16 protein-coding genes are annotated in these 19023 nt (G+C 44.2%); 1 reads left to right on the top strand and 15 read right to left on the bottom strand.

The window, feature by feature from the left end:
• Positions 1 to 63: 63 nt before the first annotated feature.
• The 9 genes from I1A42_RS17525 to I1A42_RS17485 all read right to left on the bottom strand — a co-directional run bounded on the left by I1A42_RS17525 (position 64) and on the right by I1A42_RS17485 (position 10258).
• Positions 64 to 1164: a sugar diacid recognition domain-containing protein gene (locus I1A42_RS17525; RefSeq protein ID WP_161157424.1), complete on the bottom strand. Its 1101-nt coding sequence runs from the start codon at positions 1162 to 1164 to the stop codon at positions 64 to 66.
• 148 nt (positions 1165 to 1312) lie between these two features.
• A complete protein-coding gene (locus I1A42_RS17520) occupies positions 1313 to 2644 on the bottom strand; it encodes an enolase C-terminal domain-like protein (protein WP_196124220.1) in 1332 nt (443 codons plus the stop codon).
• 72 nt (positions 2645 to 2716) lie between these two features.
• Complete coding sequence (gene gntU, locus I1A42_RS17515) at positions 2717 to 4069, bottom strand: gluconate transporter (protein WP_161157426.1); 1353 nt, start codon at positions 4067 to 4069, stop codon at positions 2717 to 2719.
• Positions 4070 to 4103: 34 nt separating this feature from the next.
• Entirely contained in the window at positions 4104 to 5246 is a 1143-nt protein-coding gene (locus I1A42_RS17510) for a glycerate kinase (RefSeq protein WP_196124219.1), read from the bottom strand.
• 54 nt (positions 5247 to 5300) lie between these two features.
• Positions 5301 to 6185, bottom strand: coding sequence for a 2-hydroxy-3-oxopropionate reductase (garR, locus tag I1A42_RS17505; RefSeq protein ID WP_196124218.1), 885 nt, complete (start codon positions 6183 to 6185; stop codon positions 5301 to 5303).
• A 9-nt stretch (positions 6186 to 6194) separates the two neighbouring features.
• The gene (locus I1A42_RS17500) at positions 6195 to 6959 is read right to left on the bottom strand and encodes an aldolase/citrate lyase family protein (RefSeq protein ID WP_196124217.1); all 765 of its coding nucleotides are present in this window, start codon (positions 6957 to 6959) and stop codon (positions 6195 to 6197) included.
• Positions 6960 to 7335: 376 nt separating this feature from the next.
• Entirely contained in the window at positions 7336 to 7845 is a 510-nt protein-coding gene (locus I1A42_RS17495) for an Lrp/AsnC family transcriptional regulator (protein ID WP_161157430.1), read from the bottom strand.
• A gap of 256 nt (positions 7846 to 8101) precedes the next feature.
• The gene (locus I1A42_RS17490) at positions 8102 to 8755 is read right to left on the bottom strand and encodes an HAD family hydrolase (RefSeq protein ID WP_196124216.1); all 654 of its coding nucleotides are present in this window, start codon (positions 8753 to 8755) and stop codon (positions 8102 to 8104) included.
• 204 nt (positions 8756 to 8959) lie between these two features.
• Positions 8960 to 10258 (bottom strand): aspartate aminotransferase family protein, encoded by a 1299-nt coding sequence (locus tag I1A42_RS17485; RefSeq protein WP_161157432.1) that lies wholly within the window; start codon positions 10256 to 10258, stop codon positions 8960 to 8962.
• Between the two features lie 314 nt (positions 10259 to 10572).
• Between I1A42_RS17485 and I1A42_RS17480 the strand changes: the two genes are divergently transcribed.
• The gene (locus tag I1A42_RS17480) at positions 10573 to 11499 is read left to right on the top strand and encodes a 2-hydroxyacid dehydrogenase (RefSeq protein WP_196124215.1); all 927 of its coding nucleotides are present in this window, start codon (positions 10573 to 10575) and stop codon (positions 11497 to 11499) included.
• Positions 11500 to 11549: 50 nt separating this feature from the next.
• Here I1A42_RS17480 and I1A42_RS17475 read toward each other — a convergent pair whose 3' ends face one another.
• Genes I1A42_RS17475 through I1A42_RS17450 form a run of 6 tightly spaced genes read right to left on the bottom strand, consistent with a single transcriptional unit; the run spans position 11550 to position 19015 of the window.
• Positions 11550 to 13019, bottom strand: coding sequence for an NAD-dependent succinate-semialdehyde dehydrogenase (locus I1A42_RS17475; RefSeq protein WP_196124214.1), 1470 nt, complete (start codon positions 13017 to 13019; stop codon positions 11550 to 11552).
• Positions 13020 to 13055: 36 nt separating this feature from the next.
• Positions 13056 to 14213 carry an acetylornithine deacetylase gene (gene argE / locus I1A42_RS17470; protein ID WP_196124213.1) on the bottom strand — a complete coding sequence of 386 codons (1158 nt, stop codon included), beginning with the start codon at positions 14211 to 14213 and terminating at the stop codon, positions 13056 to 13058.
• Positions 14214 to 15365: an NAD(P)/FAD-dependent oxidoreductase gene (locus I1A42_RS17465; protein ID WP_196124212.1), complete on the bottom strand. Its 1152-nt coding sequence runs from the start codon at positions 15363 to 15365 to the stop codon at positions 14214 to 14216.
• A complete protein-coding gene (locus tag I1A42_RS17460; protein WP_161157437.1) occupies positions 15362 to 16831 on the bottom strand; it encodes an FAD/NAD(P)-dependent oxidoreductase in 1470 nt (489 codons plus the stop codon). The genes I1A42_RS17465 and I1A42_RS17460 overlap by 4 nt, the downstream gene beginning before the upstream one ends.
• The gene (locus I1A42_RS17455; RefSeq protein ID WP_161157438.1) at positions 16807 to 17121 is read right to left on the bottom strand and encodes a (2Fe-2S)-binding protein; all 315 of its coding nucleotides are present in this window, start codon (positions 17119 to 17121) and stop codon (positions 16807 to 16809) included. Before I1A42_RS17455 ends, I1A42_RS17460 begins: the two co-directional genes overlap by 25 nt.
• Entirely contained in the window at positions 17105 to 19015 is a 1911-nt protein-coding gene (locus I1A42_RS17450) for an ABC transporter ATP-binding protein (RefSeq protein ID WP_196124211.1), read from the bottom strand. Before I1A42_RS17450 ends, I1A42_RS17455 begins: the two co-directional genes overlap by 17 nt.
• Positions 19016 to 19023: the final 8 nt, after the last annotated feature.

The raw sequence follows: 19023 nt of genomic DNA, 5'->3' as shown, positions 1-19023 counted from the left end.
GGACACCATTTTACTAACAAGTTGAATGATGCCCCACGGAGAAGAAGACGGCTTAATCCGATGCTAAGCTGCTGTTGGAGAGAGAATCAGGCTCAAATATATCCAGACTCGGTCTTGGTAATTACTGAGATCAAGATGGCATATGTCACTGATTTTATTCAGTCGATATCGCAGCGAATTGCGATGAATATATAACTGTTCCGCAGTCTTAGCACTGTCGAGGTTGTTTTCAAACCAACAGAGTAATGTTTTTTTTAACACAGGATCCATCTCATCGACACGGCGAACCGGTTCAAATAACAACTGCTGTTGCCACTGTTTACGCTCGTTGTCTAGAATCGCGGGAAGTGTCACTTGGTCAAATTCAAAGTAGCGTTGGTTTTTAAGTAACTTTTTACCGCTATTGAGCGCTGCGAGCGCACTTTGATATGAGGCAAATAGCTCCTTAGGGTGTGAATAATGTTTGCCTAGTGAGCCATACACCGGAAAATCAATCGTGTCATCAATGTCAATAACACGCTGAATTTGATGCCAATCGCTATTGGTTTCTGAATGCTGTAACAATAATAACAAGCGGTATTTTGTTAATTCAACAGATAACCGTTCTCGATTCCATCTTTTCACCAAATTGTGCACGACATTCAGTTGGTCACTATTTTTCGTTTCCAATAGACACACAACGTAGCCCGCATATAAATCGATTTTCAGTGGGATTGCCTGAGATTCAACCATATCGAAATCAGCTTGCTGATCAATCCATTGCAGTAATAAGTCCTTTCGGCGTTGATCCTTCCAATGACTCTGTTCAACCACATACTCATGCTCTACTGTCATCTCAGCCGCCATTTTGACAAGCTCACCCAGATGGCGAATGTCATTAGGCGGGCCAGAAATACCAATCACCCCGATGATGGTGTTTTTGAACATAATTGGTAAATTTACTCCGGGCTGTGTACCTCGCATGTTTTGCGCTGTAACATCATCGATTTCTACAATGGTACGCTGGCTTATCGCAACAACGGCGCCACTATGCTTTTGATACTTACGCGATGGATTGGTTGATGCAATGATCAACCCATCGGCATCCATCACATTAATTGGGTATTGAATAACACGCTGAGCATGGTAAACAATTTGCTCAGCAATCTCTGTATTTAGTTCCATTTATTCACCTCACCATCACATCTTATCCATGCGTTATCTCCCAATAATTATCCGTTCACCGAAGTAACAACTTCATGTTCAACGCTAGGGAAAATAAGAAAAAGGCCACCGCGGATCGACGGTGGCAAACAGGTATTAATGACTATCTTTAATCACGAACTAAACAAGGTTTTTTAGGATCAAATGTCCAATCTGGAATCAGATATTGCATGCCTTTAGAGTCATCACGGGCACCCAGACAGTTGTCTAAATACAGTTTGTTCGCTTCTTCTACTTTTTCCCAATCAAGAGTAATACCTAATCCAGGAACATCAGGAACAGCGATTTTGCCGTCCTTGATTTCAAATGGTGCGGTAGTAAGGCGTTGATTACCTTCTTGCCAGATCCAGTGAGTATCAATCGCAGTAATGTGGCCAGGTGCCGCTGCCGCTACATGAGTAAACATGGCTAATGAGATATCAAAGTGGTTATTAGAGTGTGAGCCCCAAGTGTAACCAAATTCATGACACATTTGCGCCACGCGTACAGAGCCTTCCATTGTCCAGAAGTGTGGGTCTGCAAGTGGGATATCCACAGACTGTAGACTCAAAGAGTGACACATCTGACGCCAATCCGTCGCAATCATATTTGTTGCGGTTGGTAGACCAGTACGACGACGGAATTCAGAGAGAATTTCACGACCTGATAAGCCATTTTCTGCGCCACATGGGTCTTCTGCATACGCTAACGTATCTTTAAGATCTTGTGCCAACTCTACTGCTTCTTCTAGCGACCAGGCACCGTTAGGGTCAAGAGTGACACGCGCATCTGGGAAAGCTTCTTTGATCGCTTTAACCGCTTTTGCTTCTTCTTTACCCGCTAATACACCACCTTTTAATTTAAAATCGTGGAAACCATAACGGTCGTGACTGGCTTTCGCGAGGCGAGCAACGGTTTCTGGCGTGAGCGCTTCTTGGTGGCGAATGCGATACCACTCACACGCATCATCATCTTGGCTTTGGTAAGGCAAATCTGTTTTATCTTTATCACCGACAAAGAATAAGTAACCTAATACCTCAACCGCATCACGTTGTTGACCATCACCAAGAAGTGAAGCGACATTCAAACCAAGGTGTTTACCTAATAGGTCAAGAAAGGCAGCTTCAATCGCAGTAATCACGTGCACTGTTGTGCGAAGGTCGAAAGTCTGTACACCACGGCCAGAAGCGTCGCGATCATTGAATTTATGTTTTACTGCTGTTTTGACATTTTTGAATTCACCCACAGAACGACCTAGCACCAGTTCACGAGCATCTTCTAAGGTTTGGCGAATTTTTTCCCCTCCAGGGACTTCACCTAAACCTTCATTACCAGCACTATCTTTTAGGACTACGATGTTACGAGTGAAAAAAGGCGCATGGGCACCACTTAAGTTAAGCAGCATACTGTCACGACCTGCAACGGGAATAACATGCATTTCAGTAATGGTAGGTACGCTCATAATTCTTTCCTCTTGCTATTAAGCTATTGAATAAGTTCTTTAATTAAATAATGTTTGGAGCAAACGTTATTGTTAAATAAATGAGAAGATAACGAGGGCTACACAAAACCCTGTCAGACCAACAATGGTGTCGGTGACCGTCCAAGTTTGTAGCGTTTGTTTTTCAGTCAGGTTTAAGTATCGATTCGCTAACCAAAAACCTGAGTCGTTAACATGAGAAAGTAGTTTTGCACCGCCGCCAATCGCTATAGTGACAACGGCAAGTTCAGCACCACTTAAATGCATAGGTTCTAGCATAGGCTGAATCAAACCGACCGCAGTTAGCATGGCAACGGTTGCTGATCCTTGAATTACACGGACAAAACCAGCAAACAAGAAAGCTAATACAACCACTGAGAGATCATATTGTGCAAGGAAATCACCGACCGCTTGGCCAACACCAGAATCCACGAGAACTTGTTTGAATACACCACCAGCACCGGTAACCAAGATGATGACGCCTGCAGGTTGGAGTGCAGAGCTACAGATATCCATCACTTCTTGTTTAGATAATCCGCGACGGAAACCCAGTAAATAGAACGCCATAAAACAGGCGACTAAAATGGCGGTAAATGGGTGACCAATAAACTCAAACCATGCATACATTGGAGACGTTGACGCAATAAAATGTAGCGCGATCGATTTTAAGCCAATCATGATTAAAGGAAGTAAGATTAAGCCTAATGCCAAACCAAATGTAGGTGGGATCTCTTGGTCTGACGCACATTCACCAGCACACTCTTTACCTTTCAATGGTGGTAGTGGCATTTCAACCCGTTTAGAGATCCAATTACCGTAGATAGGACCCGCAAGAATCATCGCTGGCACAGCAGCTAAAATACCAAATGGGATAACATAACCGAAATCTGCGCCCAATTGTGAAGCAACTAAAATAGGGCCTGCTGTTGGAATCAAATACGCTTGGCAAGCGGCAATCCCTGCCAGCAAAGCACAACCATTGGCAGTCACAGTACCACCACCACGACGCGCCGTAGCAAAAACCAAACCGATCAGAAGTACAACTGCCACATCAAAAAACAGAGGTAAAGCGCAAATCAAACCGGTTAAACCCACAGCCCATGGCGTGTATTTTTGGCCCACTTTACGCACGAGCGTCTGTCCAATGACATCCAGTGCTCCGGTTTGTTCCATCACGCGTCCAAACATTGAACCGAGCGAAACCACCACAGCGATAAAGCCCAATGTACCAGCCATACCTTCTTGAATGGTTTTGTTAATATCCGCAGGCGACATACCTGTGGCTATCCCGGCCACCATTGAAACCAATATTAAGGCTATCACCGCATGTAACCTGGCCTTCATCACCAGGAAGAGTAGAAGCAATATTGAACCAACGGCGGTCCAAATAAGATACATATCTGACATAGTAGTACTGTTCCACGTTAATTAATAAATAGGGTTACTTCACTAGAGGGGCGCTTTGTATAACTAACGCTATATTTTTACTTGTATTTTTTAAGTTTTCTTCACATGTCTCGTAGGCTTCTGCCAACGTCATTGGCCGAGGTAATACGGAAAAGACAGCGCTAACACCTTGTTCATATACCGCATCTACATCATTAGAGACACTACCTGCAATCCCTATAACGGGAACGCTGTATTCAAATGCCAAATTACCCACGCCACATGGCACTTTGCCGCGTGCACTTTGACTATCGATACGACCTTCACCTGTAATCACAAGATCGGCATCTTTCACTTGTTCTCGTAATCCAACAAGCTCGCTAATAATGTCAAATCCATTACGTAATTCTGCTTGGCAAAATACCGAGAGTCCGGCACCTAAACCACCCGCTGCACCGCCACCACTGATAGTTAGGGCGTCTTGACCAAGATCTTGTTGAATCACCTTCGCAAAGCGCTCTAGGCACAGATCAAAATGGGCAAGCTGTTCTGGTTTCACTCCTTTTTGAGGCCCGAACACGTAAGTCGCTCCCTGCGGACCTAGCAGACGATTATCCACATCACACGCAACTTCAAATTCAATATTGGCTATTGCGGGCTCAAAGCGGCTTAGGTCGATATGTTCGATGGCAGCCAATGCTGCACACCCCACACTCAGTTCTTGCCCATCTTTAGCTAAAAGTTGCGCTCCCAGTGCTTGCACCATGCCAGCACCAGCATCATTCGTAGCGCTGCCACCAATAAATAAAACAATGTGATTCACGCCACGGTGGATAGCATCAGAAATAACTTGGCCAACCCCATAGGTGGTTGCTACTTCTGGGTGACGCTGCTCGGGTGTGGTATGTTCAATGCCGCAAATTTTGGCGATTTCAATGAGTGCGGTTTTACCATCGGCTTCAAGAAAATAACTGGCTTCTCGATCATTAAAATAAGCATCTTTGATCATTAACGAGATTTCTTGGCCCTGTACGGACGCTTTAATTGCATCAAGTGACCCTTCACCACCATCAGCCATTGGTACTTTCATGTACTCAGCACTTGGAAATACCTCTCTAAAGCCACTTTCAATATGCTGCGCAACATGTTCTGCAGACATGCTCTCTTTATATGAGTCAGGCGCAATTACAATTTTCATACGTCGTCCTTTATAAGAGGTAGTGGCTGAAACAACAGCCACTACTGGCGCCAATTACTCAGCGATTTGTGTATTAGTGAGTTTCTCGTAGTACAGAGCCAAAGCATCGTGGTCACATGAGCCGTGACCATCTTCACGCAAGCTGTACATCATTTCTAAGACTTGACTCGTTAATGGCAATTGAGAGCCAACGCCATGAGAAGTATCCATTGCATTGCACAAATCTTTGATATGAAGATCAATACGGAAGCCAGGTTCGAAATTGCGTTCAAGAACCATCGGTGCTTTTGCATCTAATACAGTAGAACCTGCTAGACCACCGCGGATAGCTTGATAAACACTGCGTGGGTCTACACCTGCTTTTTTCGCAAGGACCAGAGCTTCACTCATTGCTGCAATATTGAGAGCAACGATCACTTGGTTAGCCAGCTTAGTGACGTTACCCGCGCCGACTTCACCCACATAAGTCACTGAAGATGCCATCGCACTGATGACTGATTCGTATTTGTCGAATAGTGTCTTATCACCGCCAACCATAACAGCTAAAGTGCCTTCCACCGCTTTAGGTTCCCCACCAGAAACTGGTGCATCAAGATAATTCACGCCCAATTTTGCTAATTCGTAGGCAATTTCGCGGCTAGCAAGTGGCGCGATAGAACTCATATCAATAACAGTGGCACCTTTTTCAGCACCTTCAACAGCACCACCTTCACCAAGCAATGCTGCTTTTACATGGGGTGAATTTGGTAACATAGTCACGATGACTTCTTTACCTTTTGCGGCTTCAGTTGACGATTCTGAGCCAGTAGCACCCGCATCGACTAATTCATTAATTGCATCCGCGTTATTGTCATACACGGTGAGCTCGTGACCTGCTTTCAGTAGGTTTTTCGCCATAGGTTTACCCATGATACCTAGGCCAATAAATGCGATTTTCATGAATCCTCCTTATAGGAACTTCTCTTTGAGTTGAACAGCGGCTGATTTAAAGATGCCAATATCGCTACCAACAGCGACAAAATTGGCACCTAATTCCAAATAGCGATTAGCATCATCTTGTTTAGGAGCAAGAATGCCGCAGCTTTTACCCGCTTTTTTAGCGGCATTGATAACGTTACAAATACTGTCAAAGACTTCTGGATGAGACGGGTTACCAAGATGCCCCAAAGAAGCAGCTAAATCAGAAGGGCCAATGAACACCCCATCGATGCCATCTACAGCTAGAATGTCTTCAACGTTAGTTAATGCAGAACGGTCTTCGATTTGTACAACAATCGAAATGTTGTCATTGATTTTTTGTTGATAATCGGGTTGGAATCCCCAGTTGTTGCTACGATGTGCCACACTCACCCCACGGACACCTGCTGAAGGGTAGCGGGTATAGCTCACAGCATTTTCTGCTTCTTCTTTAGTACATACAAATGGCACTAAGAAATTATAGAAACCAATATCTAATAAACGTTTAATTTCAACTTTGTCGTTAAATGTAGGGCGCACAAAAGGTGCTGAATCGCTGTCTTTTAATGCCATTAATTGATGAATTAAAGAATTAATATCGTTTGGTGCATGCTCACTATCAATTAATATCCAGTCAAAACCAATCTGGCCTAATAATTCTGTAGTCAGTGGATTGGTCATAGCAGCCCAGCAACCGATCATTCGTTCGCAATTAATTAATTTCTGTCTTGCTTGATTAGGAAAAATATTTTTCATGACGCACCTTGATAGTCGATTACGATGAAGAAAATTAAACCACTTCCATTTATTCGACACATTAGGCAATCGGACAAATCTTTAGGGTTAATTTTTCATCTCACTTGTGCGTTTGCACAATACACCTGTGACCTATCTCGCCAAAAGTGGATCTTTTGTGTGCGAAATCACAAAACAATGTTGGTAAACAATAAGTTAAAAAATATCGCTTTTGTGGTTATGAACAAAAAGGAAGGATTTTCACGATTGAAGAAATGAGGTTGTTAAGCCACTATTAAATATTAAAGTAGGAAGATTTTGATGGGGAGTATTGAATACCGTATAGGAACAAAACCTGTAAGTTCAGACAACTTCCTAAACGGTAAGGTAGGATTATTTACGCACTCAATGGTTGATGGGCGTGATCCAATAATTTCTTAATAGGCATATCTTCTTTTATTACTGGTGATTTAATAACGATATAACTAAAATACTTTGAAATTCCAATATTACTATCTACCATACTTTCAATGACTTCTTGATAATGTGCGATATTGCGAGTTACAAATCTGAGTAAATAATCATAACCACCACTAATAAGATGACACTCCATTATTTCGTCAACTTGTTTTAAATAATTCTCAAATTTAATAAAATCTTCTCGTTTATGACCATTTAAATATACTTCTGTATAAACGGTAATATATTCAGTAATCTTTGCGATATTAAGAAATGCTTTGTAATCTTTGATGAAACCCGCTTGTTCTAAACGTTTGACCCGCTGCAGGCACGGGCTTGCAGATAAGCCCACCACATCAGCCAGTTTTACATTGGTCATGCGACCATTCTTCTGTAGCTGAGTTAGGATATTGATATCGATACGATCCAACCGAAAATCCGTTGCCATGGGTCTCTCCTTCTACTTATGGCGACAAACAGCTATCGCTAATGACCTCGCACTTTTTCACGTTAGGTTCTTCATCTAAGAACCTATACGACCCCGTGAACAACAAAATATGAGAGGCGTATTCACCTTAGTGTTTGCTGTTATTGTGAAATCTCTATATAGCTAATCGTTAGATAAATAGCAGGTAAACCAAGCCACTTTTCTTAGAGAAAAGAACACGATTCGAGGCTATTTCTCTATGACTAACAATAAGCTACTAAGCATATTCAGTGCCACTTATCCTAAGTTTTCTCTGATGTTCAACAATAAGACTGACTAACGATTCCTTTGAACCATCAAAAGCTCGACTAATCTCTCGAATATAGGGAAACGAAAGTCGTTGAGCATTTTGCGGATTAGTGACCACTAATCCCTGCTCATCGGTAAGCCCAATTGACCTAAGAAAACGTTGAATTTGATCAGGTTCCATATCGCGTAACAAAATGTCATTTTTCTCAATACCGAATCTTTTTTTAATAAATTCAATATCTTCCATTTCTCTATCACAACGCACAACCACACGATAAAATTTCTTTAGATAATGTAATGCTCCATAGGCATCTTCATAATCAGGCCATTTACCTATCGAGCGAGAATAATGCAGCATTTCTCTCCAGTTTGTTTCACGAGAAAAGTGTTCTAGAACTTCCGCAAAACAGAAGCATTGAATGGCAGAAAAGCCAAGTTCAGGAAGTCGTTCAATATATTTGGCGTAGGCCGTTTCAAATGCCGTGATCGCCGCTCGCCGAGTCACACTATTCTGCGGCAGATCCTGCCGCAGATTATACAAATTGGTCAAAAAGCCTTGATGATGATTTATTAGAACCCCGTCACAATCGAGGATTAGAACTTCTACTTCCTTTTTTTTCATACCGCATATCCTTTTGCCTATATGTCCATTATCTGTGCGTCCATGCACTATTTTTGATCGTATGAAAAACAAACCAGCATTTTATGCTGCTTTATTAACAATCAAATGCATCAAGTTTGTCATGTGTATTCCTTCATCACAACTAACTAGCTGAAATGACAAGCTATGATTCATAGCACTCATCCCAGCTAGCCGACATACCATTTATTGCGCGGTGAGTACTTTTTTACATGCTCGTTCAAGCATGCTTAGTGCCTCAATTAACTGCTCTTGCGGCGTATTAACCGGTGGTAAGAAACGTATGGCATTACGATAAGTCCCACATTTAATCACCAGCAGACCTTCTGCACGGCAAGCATCAATTAATGATTGGGTGATGTCTGCATCCGGCGTTAGCGCATCATCCCCTTTCGTGAGTTCCATCGCTAACATAAAACCCGCACCACGAACGTCAGCAATTTCTTTGAATTTTGGCATAATGTCGTTCAATCCCGCTTTAAAGAACTCCCCATTACGGCGTGATAAATCGAGCAAATCTTCATTTTTGTACAGATCGATAACCGCAAGCGCTGCTGCACATGCCAATGCATTGCCTCCATAGGTACCGCCTAGTCCTCCTGGTAGCGGCCCATCCATAATGTCAGCTTTGCCGACAACCGCCGATAGTGGTAACCCTCCTGCCAGACTTTTCGCTGTGGTGACGAGATCGGGTTGAACGCCAGTATGTTCATAACCGAACATCGTACCGGTGCGCCCAAAACCTGCTTGTATTTCATCGCAAATCAGCACAATGCCGTGCTCTGTGGTGATATCGCGCAGCGCTTGCATAAATTCAGTTGGTGCTTGTAAAAATCCACCATCACCCTGTACTGACTCAATAATTATGGCCGCCACTCGGTCGGGAGTCACATCCGTTAAAAACAATTCATTTAACGCGTCTAGCGCATCTTCACTGGTAATGCCACGAAATTCATTTGGATAAACAGTGTGATACACTTCCGCTGCCAAAGGGCCAAAGTTCTGCTTATATGGCGCACTCATGCCGGTTAATGTGCTGCCCAATAAAGTACGACCGTGGAAACCACCACGAAATGAAATAACAGCCGGACGATTGGTGTAACCACGCGCAATTTTCACTGCATTTTCAACAGCTTCTGCGCCAGATGATAACAACACCGTTTTATATTGTTCTTTCCCTTTGCCCACTAGCGCATTGAGCTCTTGCGCCACTTTAATATACGGTTCGTAAATCGCTACCTGAGCACAAGGGTGCGAAATTTTGCCAAGCTGATCATTAACCGCCTTGACCACTGCTGGATGGCTGTGACCGACGTTTAATACACCAATCCCACCGACAAAATCTAAATAACGCTGACCATCAACATCCCACAGCTCAGTTCCTGAAGCTGTCTCGATGGCCACAGGGTGAGCATTGACCAAACCTCTTGGCACATTTTGGTTTTTCAATTCCATTAAATTTGCAGTATTTGCACCCATTTCCATTGCCACTTCTCCTTGAATCGATATTCACTAATTAATATGGGAGACAAAGCCAATTCACCTAGCGAATTACCTGTTGCTTGCCCATGCTATAAACGCTACCACCTTTGCTCAGTGCGCAGTGCTTTATTGCGGAATGGAATATCCATATTTCACTCTTTTTTGCAGTTAAACAGCACATTCCATTGCCATTAGTGAGTTTCCTGCCTAGAGGCTAGATTTTTCCGATAATCTTCCGTTTCGCGCAGTGATAAAAGCTCCATTTACTGACAACTTCTGGCACAATAAATATGTGAATAATTAAACGAGGGAACGATGTGGTTATTCTTTATAACTCAATGCCTAAACGAGGCCAACATTGGCAGCAACGACTCAAACAAGACTTTCCGGATGTCGAATTTCGTCTCTGGCCAGATCACGGTGATTTAAATGAGGTGACGGGAATAGTGGTTTGGAAGGTCGATACTGAACTACTTGCTCAGTTACCAAATTTACAAGTAATTTTTACCGTTTCAGCAGGTATCGACCAAATTCCTCTCGATTGTATTCCCGAAAGTGTGCAATTAATTCGAATGATTGATCACGATCTTGAACAACAATTAACTGAATACAGCTGTGCCACTGCGCTATCCATTTATCGCGGTTTCCATCTTTATCGTGAAGCGCAAGCACAGAGTAGCTGGAAGCCACACAGTGTTGGTCCTGCTAGCGAATACCGTATCGGTGTGATGGGACTAGGTCAGCAAGGTAAAGCTATTTTGCACGGACTTAAACCGTTTGGTTTTGCACTTAGCGGTTGGGCAAGAAGCCAATATTCATTAGAAGGGGTCGACTGCTTCGCTGGCAATGAGCACTTACCAGACTTTCTCAATCAACTTGATATTTTACTTTGCGTTTTACCATTAACCGAGCAAACTCGAGATATTCTCAACCAGACCTTGTTTGAACAATTGCCACAAGGTGCCGCGCTTATCAATATTGGCCGTGGTGAACATTTAGTAGAACAAGATCTTATCAATGCATTAAATGAACAACATTTGAGTTATGCGGTATTGGATGTCACCAGAGAAGAACCTCTGCCGAAAGAACATCCATTTTGGTTACACCCTAAGATCATGTTAACTCCACATGCTGCTGGCTTAACCCGCCCAGAATCAGGCTACCAATCCTTTATCAAAAACTTGCAAAGCTATTTAAATGGTGAGAAAGCGATAGGATGGGTTGACCGAAATAAAGGCTATTAATCCCCACACTACAAACGAAACGCGGCGTTAAGCCGCGTTTTCTTTATTCCTTATAAATTACCCATGTGCCAAGCTTTAACTTCTAGGTATTCATCTAAACCAAGTTGTGAACCTTCACGTCCCAATCCAGATTGTTTAATCCCACCAAATGGCGCGATATCCATTGAGATAATGCCAGAGTTTAGGCCGACCATGCCAAACTCTAACGCTTCACCGACGCGCCAAGCTCGTGGCATATCAGACGTGTAATAATAAGCACCGAGGCCAAATGGCGTGTTATTGGCTTCCTCAATGACGCTTTCTTCATCAGTAAAGCGAATCAGAGGAGCTAATGGACCAAAGGTTTCTTCACGGCACACCACGGAGTCTAAACTGACGTTGGTTAAGATCGTTGGCACGACAAATGGTTGGTCATCATCCGGCACGCCACCACTCAGTAATGTCGCCCCATTTTCCAACGCATCCTCAATATGGTATTTCACCTTTTGCACCGCTGCTTGATTGATCATTGGACCAATCGTGGTGCCTTGAGCCATACCATCGCCCACCACTAACTGCTCCACTTTCACTTTAAGTGCCGCGGCAAATTCATCGTAAATGGCATCATGTACAAATACGCGGTTAGCACATACACAGGTTTGTCCTGCGTTACGGAATTTGCTGACCATTAAACCATCAACAGCAGCCGCTATATCGGCATCATCAAAAACAATAAATGGTGCATTACCGCCTAATTCCAAACTCAAACGTTTGATAGAGCTGGCACTCTGCTCCATTAATAGGCGCCCTACACGAGTAGACCCTGTAAAGGTGATTTTGCGAATGGCATCATGAGAAGTAAACACACCTCCAATCAGCTCGGCATCGCCAGTGAGCACATTAAATATCCCTGCTGGCACACCGGCACGTTCAGCTAATTCAGCCAACGCCAGTGCGGATAGTGGCGTTAAATCAGCCGGTTTCACCACTATTGGACAGCCCGCGGCCAGCGCTGGTGCACATTTTCGAGTAATCATCGCTGCAGGAAAGTTCCACGGCGTTATCGCCGCACACACACCTATCGGCTGTTTGATCGTCATAATCCGACGATCTGCTGAAGGCGACGTCAGTGTTTGCCCTTGAATACGGCGCGCCTCTTCGGCAAACCATTTAATAAAACTCGCCGCATATGCAATCTCGCCTTTAGCTTCTGGTAATGGCTTACCTTGCTCTAACGTCATGATAAGCCCCAAGTCATCTTGGTTTTCCATCATGAGATCGTACCAACGGTACAAAATGGCGGAGCGTTCAGCCGTCGGTACTTTGCGCCAACTGGCCCAACTTTGTTCCGCAAACTCAATGCTATCTAACACCTGAGCTTTTGATAAAGCAGGAACGGTTGCAATTACTTCAGAGGTTGATGGATTGATGACATCAATCGTAGAGCTATCATCAGCATCAAACCATTGGCCTTGGTAATACGCTTGCTCTTTGAGTAATGATGGATCGTTCAATGAGCTAATAAATGAAGACTGTGCCATAATTCTCTCCCTGTAAATCGATTGGCATCGTATTTTTTATTCACATATGTGAGCAGTAAATTGCTCGAGTAATTGGTGACAAGCGTCGAGCTGTGTAAGCTCAACATATTCATCTGGTTTATGCGCTTGGGCAATTGAACCTGGGCCGCAAACAACAACTGGGGCATTTAAGTATTGAGAAAACAACCCACCTTCAGAACCGAATGCTACCTTTATCAATTGAGTTTCTGGTGTGGAATGCGCCATCAAAGATTGCACCATGGCGTTATCTGACTCAGTATTCAATCCCGGGTAACGACTCATGCACTCAAATTGAATATCCGCATTACTATCAGGATGCTCTTCTCTTGCTTGAGCAACAATCTCTTTGGCTTGTTCAAACACGGTATTGAGTGATGCATCCAAATCATCTTCCGCTAGGTGGCGGATTTCAAAATCAAAGTCGCACTGTTGTGGCACGATATTAATTGCTTTCCCACCTTCTATTTTCCCAACATGCACTGTCGAGTACGGAATATCGTATGCCTCGTCTCTGGCTCCATGCTGTTTAAAATCACGCTGCATTTGGCGCAATTGCGCCATCACATCACACGCTAAATAAATCGCATTGACTGACAAAGGTGCCCGTGATGAATGTGCTTCCTGACCATGGCAATGAACGCGATACGCTGCTTTCCCTTTGTATCCCAAAGCAATATTCATTAATGTCGGTTCACCTACAATACACAATAGTGGTTCGACTTCGATATGCTTTAGATGCAATAAAAGATCTTTAACGCCTAAACACCCCAACTCTTCATCAAAACTGATCGCTAAATGTACCGGTCGTGATAACGGTTTCTGTGCTAGTGAAATCATGACGTTAATTGCGACAGCAAGAAAGCCTTTCATATCACAGGCCCCTCGCCCGTAGAGCTTACCACTCTCAATTTGAGGGTTAAAAGGCTCATAATGCCAATTTTGCCCCGCGACCGGGACAACATCTGAATGCCCCGATAACAATATGCCAGGAACGGATGGATCACCAACGGAAGCAAACAGCGCGGCCTTTGCCTGATCGGGATCGTCAATTTGCGTGGTATTGATACCGTGACTTTGCAATAAATCAGCGACATATTTGATTAAGTCTAGGTTTGATTCTGAAGAAATCGTCGGAAAGCGAATAAGTCGCTCAAGCAGTTCTGCATCCGTCATTTAAGCAATTCTCTTGGCTGGTTGTGGCAAAAATCTCTGAATATCAAATGGTTCAATATACGTCGATGTCTCACCTGTCGCGATAAGTTCTGCCATCACGTCCCCAACTGCTGGGCCTAACTGGAACCCATGTCCACAAAATCCAAATGCATAATAGAGCCCTTCCGTAGTACTGCTTGGCCCCATAATAGGCAGTGAGTCAGGTAAATAACTTTCGATACCACTCCAACTGCGAATAATATGAATATTACTCAGCTCAGGAACAATACGGTGCAGCTGCTGCATCTGGTAAATCATCGCTTGAGGCTCAAAACGGGCTTTGCGGGCGTCCATATCAGGGATAGTGCGATGGCATCCGCCGATGATTATATTCCCTCTTGGTATCTGACGAAAATAGATTGAATCCATTTCATTGGGCGAAGAGACCCCAATGACTGTTTTAAACCGATAAGGTAATGGTTCGGTTACCGTCATTTGCGGTCCACGCGTAAACAGTGGTACCGATTCGCCAAACTGATTAGATAACCTTTGAGCCCAAGCGCCCGCAGTAATTAGCAATTGATGGCAATGGTATATCACCCCTTCTTTGGTCTGAACGGTGAAGCCGTGCTCGTTCTTTGCCACGCGAGATATTTCACAATGTTCATAAATATCCGCTCCTAGCTTTTTGGCAACGCGAGCAAAAGCTGGTGAGACTAAACGGGGGTTAGCGTGTCCATCAAGTGGTGCATATGAGCCAACCAGAACATCTTTACCCAAATAGGGGAAACGATCATGTAGCGCTTTGCCGGTTAATACTTCTAACTTAAGAGCTTGTGCTCGTGGATCGTTGGCGTAATCTTCAAATTGTTGAATGACCTGTTCTTCATAACCAATCCGCATATGACCACTTTGAATAAACTCCAAATCGTCACCGATCAGTTGCGGCAATTTTCCCCATAAATCTCGCGAGCGGTTAGCGAGTTCCAGCTGATCCAGATGGCGACCTTGGCGGCGTACGTTGCCAAAGTTGACGCCACTGGCATACTGCCCAATCCTATTTTGCTCAAACAAACCAACCTTAATTCCACGTTGGCTAAGGAAAAAGGCACTGGCCGTCCCCATAAAGCCACCACCAACTATGATCACATCGTAAAAATTTGTCTGGCTCATGCACTCACCTCCGACTCTCCATTCCGTTCATCAACTAAGTTCACCACTGGAATCTGGTTAATGATTTGAGGTTGATGCAAATACACATCCACAGGCAGAGGTTTGACTGGCGCTTGAGAACGCTGGCGTCCTACGAACGTATCATTATGCTGTGATGCTTTCGCGATTAAGTGGCGATTAACATGCTCACAATACCGGCCTTGGCAACGTCCCATACCTACTCTGGTAAATGATTTAGAACGGTTGACTTCATCAGCCTGTTTATAACGAACACTTTGCTTAATTTCGCCCGCTTTAATCATTTCACAGCGACAGACGACCGTCTCATCCGTTAACTCAGAAATCATATGCGCAGGCCAAGGAAACGCTTTTTGTAATCCCAAACCAAACCGGCGAAACCGCGCGAGTTTTTTGAGCATTTTTTGTTTCAGGGCTTTTTGCCGATTATGGGTCATCGTCAATACCATTGCCGCCGGATCCAAATCTTGTAACAGTGATAAGGCGGCTAAACGCCCAGCACACTCGGCAGCATCTGCACCTAAAATAGCGGTTCCATCACCCGCACTATAAACGTGAGGTACCGACGTACGCCCTTCCCCGTCCGTGTTAAGTAGCCACAACTGGCTCAGTTCATCAAAAGAGAAGTCACAACCAAGTAAGTCCGCGAGTTGAGTTTCTGGTTTTAAATGAAAGCCGGTTGCTACAGCATCACAATGAATTTGAATGTTTTTCCCATTAGGGAGTTTCGCTTCAACACCGCACACGCCCTGCTCATCGTGGGCAATGCGTTGCGGTGTAATGCCAGAATATAATGCCACCCCGGCACGCTTCATTTGCAACATAAAATAAAGACCAGACCAAAGAGCTTGTGGCTTGGACAATAATCCCATTAACCCTTTGCACCGATCTTTCAATGTTGAGGTGTCTAATACGGCTTTAACATCAGCGCCTGCTTTAACGTATTGGTAAGCGACTAGATAAAGTAATGGCCCAGTGCCCATAAAGGTGACATGTTCGCCAATCGACAAACCTTGATGCTTTAACGCGACTTGGGCACCACCTAAGGTATAACTCCCCGCATTTTGCCACCCTTCTATCGGCATCACACGATCAATTGCGCCAGTACACAATACAATTGAATCATAATGAATCTCTAACGGTTGGCCATCTTGATGAGCATAAACAATCTTATCTTGTACATTCCACACTGAAGTGTTGGGATAATACAAAATCTTAGACTCAATACGATCAGCACTGCGATGAAGCGCTTGTGCTTTAGCGGCTTCGCTACCATATAACGTCTTATAGCCACGCTTGAAATTGGGGGGTTGACGGCGATAAATTTGTCCGCCACTACGTGGTTGCTCGTCGATCACCACAGGTGTTAATCCTGCATCCACCAGCGTCTGTGCACACCTAATACCAGCAGGCCCCGCACCGATTATGACAACTCGTGAACCTTCCATACGGCCTCCGGTTGTTTTGTAACGATTTCCATTCCAGATTCTACGGAAGTTGAACATGAACGCAGTCTTTTACCTTGCGCGGTCCATACCCAGCAATCTTGACATGCCCCCATCAGGCAGAATCCAGCTCGATGTTGATGATCAAACTCATTCGTTCTTAACGCCCCTTGATGCGTTAATATGGCCGCCATTACCGTATCTCCCTGTTTGGCATGCACTAACTCACCATCGATATGAATCATGACCGTCTTTCTATCGCGCTCAGCAACACGTTTAAAGCGACTGTTCATTAACCAATTCCTTTCCCGTTGTGTTGGTCGAGGGACACCAGCGATTTTGATGTCGCTTTTTATGATGTTCTCCGTTAACTGGTAAATTATCTGGTTTTAATAAACACAGTATCTGACCACCCAGAGCGGTTTTACGTATTCCAGGCGCATTACGGTCGCAAATCCCCGTAATCCGGTGCGGGCAACGTTCAAGAAAAGCACAGGTTTCAGTATGCTCAGGCACCTGATAAAAAGAAGGCTTAGCTAATTGCACCGTGGCTAAACGAGGCTCTTCAATCCAATCTTGACGAATTTGTGGAATGGAATCGATCAACAATGCCGTATACGGATGTAGCTCACCCTGTTGTAATTTATGAGTATTGGACGTTTGAACTTGATGGCCTTTGTACATCACCACCACTTGCTCGCACAGAGAGCGAACGGTATGAATATCATGACTGATGAATAAGTAAGAAAGGCCTAATTTGGCTTTTAGATCTTTTAACAAATCCAAAATAGCAGCGCCAACAACGGTATCTAGAGCCGACGTCACTTCATCACAAATCACTACTTTAGGCTCAGCAGCTAACGCACGCGCTAAATTGATGCGCTGTTTTTGACCACCAGACAGCGCAGAGGGCTTACGATCAATCAGATCAGCGGGCAGTTGAACAAGCTCAAGCAACTCATAAATACGTTTTTCACGCTCTCCTCGGGACATGGAAAAATACGCTTTAAGCGGCCGGCCAAGCAATTGGCGAATGGTATGTTTCGGATTAAGCGCGTTATCCGCACTTTGAAACACCATTTGAATTTCTCGGCACTGCTTTTTGGTGCGCATGGAATAAGGCCCATTAAGCTCTTCACCACAAAGCTTCATGCTTCCCAATGCAGGCGGTAACAAACCGGCCACCACTTTGGCCAACGTCGTTTTACCTGAGCCTGATTCACCAATAACACCAATCGCTTGGCCAGGATAGAGGGTCACATTAATATCATCTAATACTTTCGCTTCTGGAATACCGTGTGAATTACGCTTGCCATAACCAGCAAGGATCTTTCTGAGAACTAACAACGGCTTTTGCGTCTGCGACGCCACTGAAGTCGGGGTCTGATAGGTGCTTGTGACTTTAACACTTGGTGATGCGGCATCGAGCAATTGTTGCGTATAAGCATCATCTGCTTGAGTTAAAATTTGCGCCGTTGAGTTACACTCGCGAATTTCCCCCTGATTTAACACCACGATTTTATCAGCGACTTGCGCAACAACGGCCAAATCATGGGAAACATATACGGCGGTTACCCCACGCTTTTTTACAACACTACGAAAGACTTGTAGCACTTCAACTTGCGTAGTGACATCCAGCGCAGTCGTCGGTTCATCGAGAATCACCAATTCTGGTTCAGCAATTAAGGCCATCGCAGCCATCACGCGCTGCAGTTGTCCACCAGAGACTTCATGCGGATAACGTCGACCAATGCTTTCAGGATTAGGCAGCGCTAAATCCCGAAACAATGCTATCGCCCGTTTCTTTAAATTCTCTTTATTATCCATTCCATGAAGATAAGCGGATTCAATCACTTGATCGATCAAACGCTTACTTGGGTTGAAAGCGGCAGCGGCGCTCTGCGCAATATAAGCAATACGATTACCACGCCACTCGCGTAATGTTTTGATATCTGCATCCAGTACGGAGTCATTGCCTAACATCACTGAACCACCAGAAATATGACATCCAGGTTTGGCATACCCCATTAACGATAAGGCAATGGTGGTTTTCCCTGAACCTGATTCGCCAATGAGTGCAAGAACCTGGCCTTTAGGTAAATCAAAACTCACTTTTTTGACGATATCTTTGGGCCGGCCATCTTGTTCAACACTAATGCGTAAATCTTGTACCGTTAGAAATTCCATTTTCTTCT

The organism is Vibrio nitrifigilis (assembly GCF_015686695.1).
Classification (GTDB): Bacteria; Pseudomonadota; Gammaproteobacteria; order Enterobacterales; family Vibrionaceae; genus Vibrio; species Vibrio nitrifigilis.
Note: the sequence above shows the minus strand (reverse complement) of the source record. Positions and strands in the feature narration are given on the sequence as shown.

What these genes read in the sequence shown, in the direction of transcription:
- argE (WP_196124213.1), bottom strand. Translation starts at nt 14,213, where the DNA reads ATGACGGATGCAGAACTGCTTGAGCGACTTATTCGCTTTCCGACGATT.
- I1A42_RS17500 (WP_196124217.1), bottom strand. Translation starts at nt 6,959, where the DNA reads ATGAAAAATATTTTTCCTAATCAAGCAAGACAGAAATTAATTAATTGC.
- I1A42_RS17525 (WP_161157424.1), bottom strand. Translation starts at nt 1,164, where the DNA reads ATGGAACTAAATACAGAGATTGCTGAGCAAATTGTTTACCATGCTCAG.
- I1A42_RS17455 (WP_161157438.1), bottom strand. Translation starts at nt 17,121, where the DNA reads ATGAACAGTCGCTTTAAACGTGTTGCTGAGCGCGATAGAAAGACGGTC.
- I1A42_RS17520 (WP_196124220.1), bottom strand. Translation starts at nt 2,644, where the DNA reads ATGAGCGTACCTACCATTACTGAAATGCATGTTATTCCCGTTGCAGGT.
- I1A42_RS17490 (WP_196124216.1), bottom strand. Translation starts at nt 8,755, where the DNA reads ATGAAAAAAAAGGAAGTAGAAGTTCTAATCCTCGATTGTGACGGGGTT.
- I1A42_RS17495 (WP_161157430.1), bottom strand. Translation starts at nt 7,845, where the DNA reads ATGGCAACGGATTTTCGGTTGGATCGTATCGATATCAATATCCTAACT.
- I1A42_RS17510 (WP_196124219.1), bottom strand. Translation starts at nt 5,246, where the DNA reads ATGAAAATTGTAATTGCGCCTGACTCATATAAAGAGAGCATGTCTGCA.
- I1A42_RS17450 (WP_196124211.1), bottom strand. Translation starts at nt 19,015, where the DNA reads ATGGAATTTCTAACGGTACAAGATTTACGCATTAGTGTTGAACAAGAT.
- gntU (WP_161157426.1), bottom strand. Translation starts at nt 4,069, where the DNA reads ATGTCAGATATGTATCTTATTTGGACCGCCGTTGGTTCAATATTGCTT.
- I1A42_RS17485 (WP_161157432.1), bottom strand. Translation starts at nt 10,258, where the DNA reads ATGGAAATGGGTGCAAATACTGCAAATTTAATGGAATTGAAAAACCAA.
- I1A42_RS17475 (WP_196124214.1), bottom strand. Translation starts at nt 13,019, where the DNA reads ATGGCACAGTCTTCATTTATTAGCTCATTGAACGATCCATCATTACTC.
- I1A42_RS17460 (WP_161157437.1), bottom strand. Translation starts at nt 16,831, where the DNA reads ATGGAAGGTTCACGAGTTGTCATAATCGGTGCGGGGCCTGCTGGTATT.
- I1A42_RS17465 (WP_196124212.1), bottom strand. Translation starts at nt 15,365, where the DNA reads ATGAGCCAGACAAATTTTTACGATGTGATCATAGTTGGTGGTGGCTTT.
- garR (WP_196124218.1), bottom strand. Translation starts at nt 6,185, where the DNA reads ATGAAAATCGCATTTATTGGCCTAGGTATCATGGGTAAACCTATGGCG.